The following is a 6,756-nucleotide window of genomic DNA, read 5'->3' as shown; positions in this document are numbered from 1 at the left end:
TGCCGTGGTCGTGCACGGCGGCGCCATCCTCGGGGTGTCCCCCAAGGCGTACCTGCCGACCTATCGCGAGTTCTACGAGGCCCGGCACTTCGCGTCCGGCGACGACCAGCGCGGCGGGACGATCGAGGTCGCCGGATGGCGGGTGCCGTTCGGCACCGACCTTCTCTTCAGGGCAACCGATCTCGAGGGCTTCGTCCTCGGGGTCGAGGTGTGCGAGGACATGTGGATCCCGATCCCGCCGAGCGCGGAGGCCGCCCTCGCCGGGGCCACCGTCCTCGTCAACATCTCCGGCTCTCCCATCACGGTCGGTAGGGCCGAGGACCGGCACCTTCTCAGCCGCAGCGCCTCCTCCAGGTGCCTTGCCGCCTACCTCTACTCGGCGGCGGGCGAAGGAGAGTCGACCACCGACCTGTCCTGGGACGGCCAGACGATGGTCTACGAGCGCGGCCACCTGCTGGCCGAGACGGAGCGGTTCCCCGAGGGGCCCCGTCGGTCCGTTGCCGACATCGACCTCGACATGCTCCGGCAGGAGCGCATCCGGATGGGCACCTTCGACGACAACCGGCGCACCCTCGCAGAGCGCGTCTCGGACTTCCGGACCGTCGAGTTCGAGCTGGGCCCGCCCACGGGGGACATCGGCCTGCGGCGCAAGATCGACCGTTTCCCGTTCGTGCCCGACGACGAGGACCGCCTCGCCCTCGACTGCTACGAGGCGTACAACATCCAGGTGTCCGGGCTCGAGCAGCGTCTCCGGGCCATCGGCCAGCCGAAGGTCGTCATCGGCGTGTCCGGGGGGCTCGACTCGACGCACGCCCTCATCGTCGCGGCCAAGGCGATGGATCGGCTCCGGCGGCCACGCACCGACATCCTCGCCTTCACGATGCCGGGATTCGCGACGACGGCGCACACGAAGAACAACGCGATGCTGCTCATGGAGGCGCTGGGCGTCACGTGGGAGGAGCTCGACATCCGCCCGGCGGCGACGGAGATGCTGCGGACGATGGGACACCCCTTCGCGCGTGGCGACGAGGTCTACGACGTGACCTTCGAGAACGTGCAGGCCGGCCTGCGCACCGACTACCTCTTCCGCATTGCGAACCAGCGTGGCGGCATCGTCCTCGGCACCGGCGACCTGTCCGAGCTGGCCCTCGGCTGGTGCACCTACGGGGTTGGGGACCAGATGTCGCACTACGGGGTGAACGCCGGGGTCCCCAAGACCCTCATGCAGCACCTCATCCGCTGGGTCGTGTCCTCGGGCCAGTTCGAGGAGCACGTGGGAGAGACGTTGATGTCCATCCTCGCCACCGAGATCACGCCGGAGCTGGTCCCGGCCAAGGAGGGTGAGCAGCCGCAGTCCACCCAGGCGCAGATCGGGCCGTACTCGCTCCAGGACTTCAACCTCTACCACGTGCTGCGCTGGGGCTACCGCCCCTCGAAGATCGCGTTCCTGTCCTGGCACGCCTGGCACGACGCGGCGGCCGGCGAATGGCCCGCCGGCTACCCGGCTGCCGAGCGCCTGGCCTACGACCTCCCGACGATCCGGCGCTGGTTGGAGGTGTTCCTGCGGCGCTTCTTCGCCAACCAGTTCAAACGGTCGGCTCTGCCCAACGGCCCCAAGGTCGCCGCTGGTGGCTCGCTGTCCCCTCGGGGTGACTGGCGCATGCCGTCGGACGTCTCGGCCGCGACGTGGCTCGACGAGCTCGACGCCAACGTCCCCGAGGCCTGAGGCCCCTCGCGGGTCTACTCGAAGAGGACGTAGTCGACGGTCGGTTTGAGCGCGAGCACCTCGGCGGGCGTCATCAGCGGTCCGAACTTGCCATCCTCCTCGAGGAAGAGCTTGAAACCCACGCGCATGCCCTTCGGCAGCGTGGTGGTCAGCTTGCGCCAGGTGTCCTCCTTCATCGCCCGGCTGCCGATGCCGTCCACCGACTTGATGAGGGCCACGCCCGTGCGGCTCCGGATGACCTCCTCGTCGCGGATGATGTTCGGCGCCAGCTCATGGACGACGACGACCTTCTCGGGGAGCTGGTGGCGGGCCACGAGTGATCCGGCCCATGCCGTGACCTCGTTGACCTCACGTCCGGTCGTGTGACCGAAGACGCCCATCGGGACCTGACCCGGCTTCATCGCCCACTCGGGATCGAGGGCCAGGCCGACGTCCGGGTGCTGGAGCCACTTCTCGTACGCCTTGACCTCGTCGAGGAATGTGGCCCTGCCGGGCTGGATGCCGAGCAGGAGGATCGCCTTGTGTCGACGCGCGGCGTCCAGATGTTCCCGAATCACCTTGTCGGACAGGCGGCTGCGCCACTTCCCGTCACGGCCGGCAGACCCTTGGACGATGGTGGTCAGCAGCTCGAGCACGGGCTGGGGCTTGCGGCCCGAGGCGAACGCGGCGGCGCGCTTCTCGAGCTCGCGGACGCGGTCATCGAGGTCGCCGACGCCGAGCCGCCCGAGAGCCGCGGATCCCGGGGCCCCCGCGTAGCCGACGAGCCGGTAGTGGGGGAAGAGGGTCCGGCCGCCACGGGGCAGCTCTGGGAGTCGTGCCGGGATCCTGCTCGGGGTCGCAGCCGCGGTCGTCGCGGGGGTCGCCGTCGGGGTGTCGCTCGTGCTCCCGAGCGGCACAGGTGTCGCGGTCCGGTCGGCCGAGTCGCCTGGGTGCGCGAGGTCAGGCGCCTGACAGGCTCCGAGACCGACCACGGCGCCCATGACGCCGGCCGCGCAGCGCCGCAGCGCCCGCGTCGTCGAGCTCACCGGTAGCTCCCTGGGTTGACGTCAGATCCAGACCCACATTAGGCCGTATGCCGCTGAGCGGGCTTCCGTGCGTCCGTGCACCGAGCACGTGCCCGGGAAGGCTGGAGGACGCATACCCATCCGGGTCGTCTTGCTACGGTCGTGGGATGAGTGAGCAGGCTGACGAGTCGGCCATCGCCCAGCGGGCCGAGCTCCTGCCGGAGGAGCAGGCCGCCGGCAGCGATGACGCCGAGGCGCAGGCGGAGGCGATCCTGGAGGAGTCGGACGAGCGAACGGAGCGTCCCGAGAAGACGCGTCGGGAGTCGACGCAGACGCCCGACTGATCCACCTGCTGCCCGACACCCGATCGAGTGAACAGCATTTGCGCTGCTGCACCCCGAAAGCTGTTCACTCGATTGGGTGAGGGAGGACGTTCCTGGCGGTCGGGCGGCGGTCAGCTGTTGAGGGCCTGGCGCAACAGCGTCACGAGCGCGTCGAGCTGGACCGTGTCGGTGCTGGCCACCTCCACGTCACCGCCGTCGAGGGCGCGCAGGGCGAGCCCCTGCTTCGCGTCGATCAGCTCGGCGATGCGTGCGTCCACCGTGCCGGCGGCAAGGATCCGCCACGCGGTGACCGGCTCGTCCTGGCCGATGCGGTGGACCCGGTCGATCGCCTGCTGCTGCTCGGCCGCGGTCCACGAGAGCTCGGCGAGCACGACGTTGGACGACGCATGGAGGTTGACACCGACGCCCGCGGCGAGGAGCGAACAGACGGCGACGGACACCTCGGGGTCCTTCTGGAACGCGTCGACGGCATCCTGGCGCTGCTTCGCCGTCTGGTCGCCTCGGATCGAGACCGTGCGCAGGCCCGCCTCGGCGAGCACCTGCTCGGCCTTGTCCATCACATCGCGGTGCTTGGCGAAGAACACGACCTTGCCCACCGAGTGGGACAGCTGGGCGGCGTAGTCGGCCGCGAGTGCCGCCTTGGCCTGGCCGATGCGGCGCACCAGGGCGAAGACGTTCTCACCAGTGCCCTCGCCCGACGGTGCCTTGAGCTCGGCCATCGCGATCCGGCGCATCAGGGCCGCGTCCGGCTCTCCATCGGCCTCGTGCCCATGTCCTTCGGCGAGCTGCGCCCGGTAGCGGCGAGCGAGCCGCTCGCCCAGGGCCCGCTCGGCGCGCTCGATCGAGCGGCCGGCCTCGTCGTCGAGCTCGACCGTGATGTCGGCGATCCGCTTGTCCGGCAGGTCGCTCGCGACGTCGACCTTGCGCCGACGGACGATGCCCATGTCGATGACGGCCTGTCTGGCCTCCGGGTAGAACGCCCGGTCCATCGGTGTGTAGCCGGTCTCGTCGAGCCGCCGGACGATGTCGGCGACCGGCTTGCCGTCCTTGATCCAGCCGAGGAAGCGCCAGATCGCGTCGAAGTCCTTGATGTCGTTGATCAGGGGAGTGCCGGTGAGGGCAAGCAGGAGCGGGTCCCCACCCGGGGTCGTCTCTCGAAGCCGGTCGGCGAGGGCGAGGACCTGCTGGGACCGCTGGGACTGGAGGTTCTTGATGAAGTGCGCCTCGTCGACCACCATCGACCGGAACCCGAAGCTGGACAGCCAGCCGAAATGGCGGTCGAGGATCGCGTAGTTGACGACGAAGACGTCCGCAAAGGCGTCGACGTCCTCACCGTCGCCGTGGATGATCGTGACGCGGCGCTGTGGCGTCCAGCGCTCGACCTCGCGGGCCCAGTTGATCTTCACGACGTTGGGCACGACCGCGAGCATCGGATAGGCGTTGGCCACTGAGGCGGCGAGGACGGACTGCGCCGTCTTGCCCAGGCCGGGCTCGTCCGCGAGCAGGAAGGTCCGACGCCCCTGCTGCACCGCCTGGAGGAAGCGGGACTGGTGGACCATGAGCTGTGAGCCGGGTGGGGAGATGCGATCGATGCGCGGCTTCGGCGGCAGCTGCATCGTCGCGGCCTCCCCGCCGGAGCCCTGCTCGAAGGCGCGGTACAGCGGGTCGAGCAGCTCCCAGTTCGACAGCCGCCCGACGTAGTCCTGATGGGTCGCCTTCGACAGGTCCGGTGCGAGGAAGGGGTTGGCGCGGGTGCGCGCCGGAACGGTCGGGGGAGTGACCTGTTTGGCCGCCAGCTCGGGAGGCATGACCTGCGCGACCGGCTCGCGCCGGCTGATCACGAGGTCCTCCGGGGCGAGCTCGGCTCCGGATTCGAGGAGCCAGTCGCGACGCATCTGCTGGGCGGCCGGGCCGGGCTTGGCAGCCGGGTCGAGCAGTGCCAGCAGACTGGTGTCCCGCGCGGCGATCTGGGCCAGGATGCCGGCGATGCCGTCGAGCCGCTTGAGCAGGTCGGCACGCGTGGCGCCGGAGATGGACTGGTCGTCCTTCACCCTGGCTCGCTCCGCGCGCATGAGCAGGGCGACGACCTGGAACTTCGTCCGGTTCGTCGGGGTGGCCCGACCCTTCGATGCCACTCGGGCCTCGACCTCGCGAACTCGTCTGGCGAGGATCGGGATGATGGGAGCCGGCTCGTCCTCTCGATGGGATGACCGGTTGCCCCCGCGTGAGGAACGTGCGGCACCGTTGAGGCGGTTGGCGCTGTCTGCGCCGGCGGCGCTCGCAGCTCGGTCAACACCATCACTCGACCGATGACGGACTTGCGTGGGCATCTTCCTCCTGGTGATGCGATGTGCAGGCCGGTTCAGCGGCGGCCCCCGCCGAGGGAGGTCGTGCGCGTGGTTCGGCGCTTCGGGCGCTCAGTGCCATCCCGATGTCCAAACGGGCGTGGGAGTCAACCTCAGCGACTGCTGCGATCGGGGCCGAAGGGCCGGAACTGTCGACGTCCACGCTGTTGGGACAGGTCGAGTTTACCGTACCCAGACCGCCATGGAAGACGAGGTGCCCCGGCGCTTGCTGTGCAGTCGAGGGAGGCTCACCCTCAGACCAGGGCAGTCCCGACGAGAGCGCCGACGAGGTAGGTGATCCCCATCGCCAGCAGACCACCGGAGACGGTGCGGACCATGGCGCGCAGACGGGGACTGCCTCCGAGCTGCGCGCTCACCAAGCCGGTGAGGGCCAGGGCGACGGTCACGCTGGCGACGGTGACCCAGGTGCGGAGCGCAGCCGGACTGAATGTGATGGTGAGCAGCGGGAGGAGCGCACCTGCGGTGAAGGCGGCCATCGACGCCCACGCCGCGTGCCACGGGTTCGTGAGGTCGTTCGGGTCGATGCCGAGCTCGGCTTCGGCGTGGGCGCCGAGGGCATCGTGCGCCGTCAGCTCTCGGGCCACCTGCTCGGCGAGCGGCCGGCTGATCCCCTTGTCCTGGTACAGCTGGGCGAGCTCCTCGAGCTCCCCCTCGGGATCATGCCGCAGCTCCCAGCGCTCGAGCCGGAGCACCGACCGCTCCGTGTCTCGTTGGGTGCTCACCGAGACGTACTCCCCGGCCGCCATCGAGATCGCTCCCGCGACGAGCGCGGCGATGCCGGCGACCAGGATCGCCCCTCTGTCGCCGGTGGCTCCTGCCACACCGACGACCACGCCGGCCGTGGACACGATGCCGTCGTTGGCCCCGAGGACAGCGGCGCGCAGCCAGTTCAGTCGCGTGGCCAGACTCTCCCCGTGGGGCTCGTCGTGGTCGTCGAGCTGCTCGTCGGCTGAGGTGGCCACCGCCCGATCGTGGCATCTCCTGTCCCGGATGTCACTGCAGGCACTTCGGCCCTGGTGTGGCAGCCACGACCTCGACAGCAGGCGCACAGGAATCGCACAGGAAGGTACTGGTCAAACCACAGGGCTGGCGCGTTCCATGGATGTCATGAGCAACGACAGCAAGACCGCCGCGCCGAAACTCCAACGCCTCGACGGCTCGCCCGTGCGGGTCCTCGTCGTGGACGACGAGGCCAACCTCACCGAGCTGCTCGGGATGGCCCTGCGCTACGAGGGCTGGGAGGTCCGGGCTGCGGGTTCCGGGATGGACGCCGTGCGCGCGGCGCGGGAGTTCGACCCGGATGCCGTCGTGCTCGA

Annotated in this window: 5 protein-coding genes and 1 pseudogene; 3 read left to right on the top strand and 3 right to left on the bottom strand. The window is 69.8% G+C overall.

The genetic code is table 11. The features are described 5' to 3' along the window. Positions 1-1,726: NAD(+) synthase (locus VJN29_RS13140; RefSeq protein WP_324144080.1), on the top strand; the 1,726-nt coding region annotated here is incomplete at its 5' end. Positions 1,727-1,740: 14 nt separating this feature from the next. Here VJN29_RS13140 and VJN29_RS13135 read toward each other — a convergent pair. After that, positions 1,741-2,751, bottom strand: a complete 1,011-nt coding sequence (locus VJN29_RS13135; protein ID WP_324144079.1) for a hypothetical protein — start codon at positions 2,749-2,751, stop codon at positions 1,741-1,743. A gap of 146 nt (positions 2,752-2,897) precedes the next feature. Between VJN29_RS13135 and VJN29_RS13130 the strand changes: the two genes are divergently transcribed. Then, positions 2,898-3,074, top strand: coding sequence for a hypothetical protein (locus VJN29_RS13130; RefSeq protein ID WP_324144078.1), 177 nt, complete (start codon positions 2,898-2,900; stop codon positions 3,072-3,074). A 110-nt stretch (positions 3,075-3,184) separates the two neighbouring features. Here VJN29_RS13130 and VJN29_RS13125 read toward each other — a convergent pair whose 3' ends face one another. Continuing rightward, positions 3,185-5,404 carry a DEAD/DEAH box helicase gene (locus VJN29_RS13125; RefSeq protein WP_324144077.1) on the bottom strand — a complete coding sequence of 740 codons (2,220 nt, stop codon included), beginning with the start codon at positions 5,402-5,404 and terminating at the stop codon, positions 3,185-3,187. 269 nt (positions 5,405-5,673) lie between these two features. Beyond that, positions 5,674-6,402 (bottom strand): VIT family protein, encoded by a 729-nt coding sequence (locus VJN29_RS13120; RefSeq protein WP_324144076.1) that lies wholly within the window; start codon positions 6,400-6,402, stop codon positions 5,674-5,676. A 145-nt stretch (positions 6,403-6,547) separates the two neighbouring features. Here VJN29_RS13120 and VJN29_RS13115 point away from each other — a divergent pair. Beyond that, positions 6,548-6,756: pseudogene (locus VJN29_RS13115) on the top strand (DNA-binding response regulator); the annotation flags it as partial.

It is taken from the genome of Intrasporangium sp. (assembly GCF_035280925.1).
Lineage (GTDB): Bacteria > Actinomycetota > Actinomycetes > Actinomycetales > Dermatophilaceae > Intrasporangium.
This window is presented reverse-complemented; position numbering and strand designations above follow the sequence as displayed.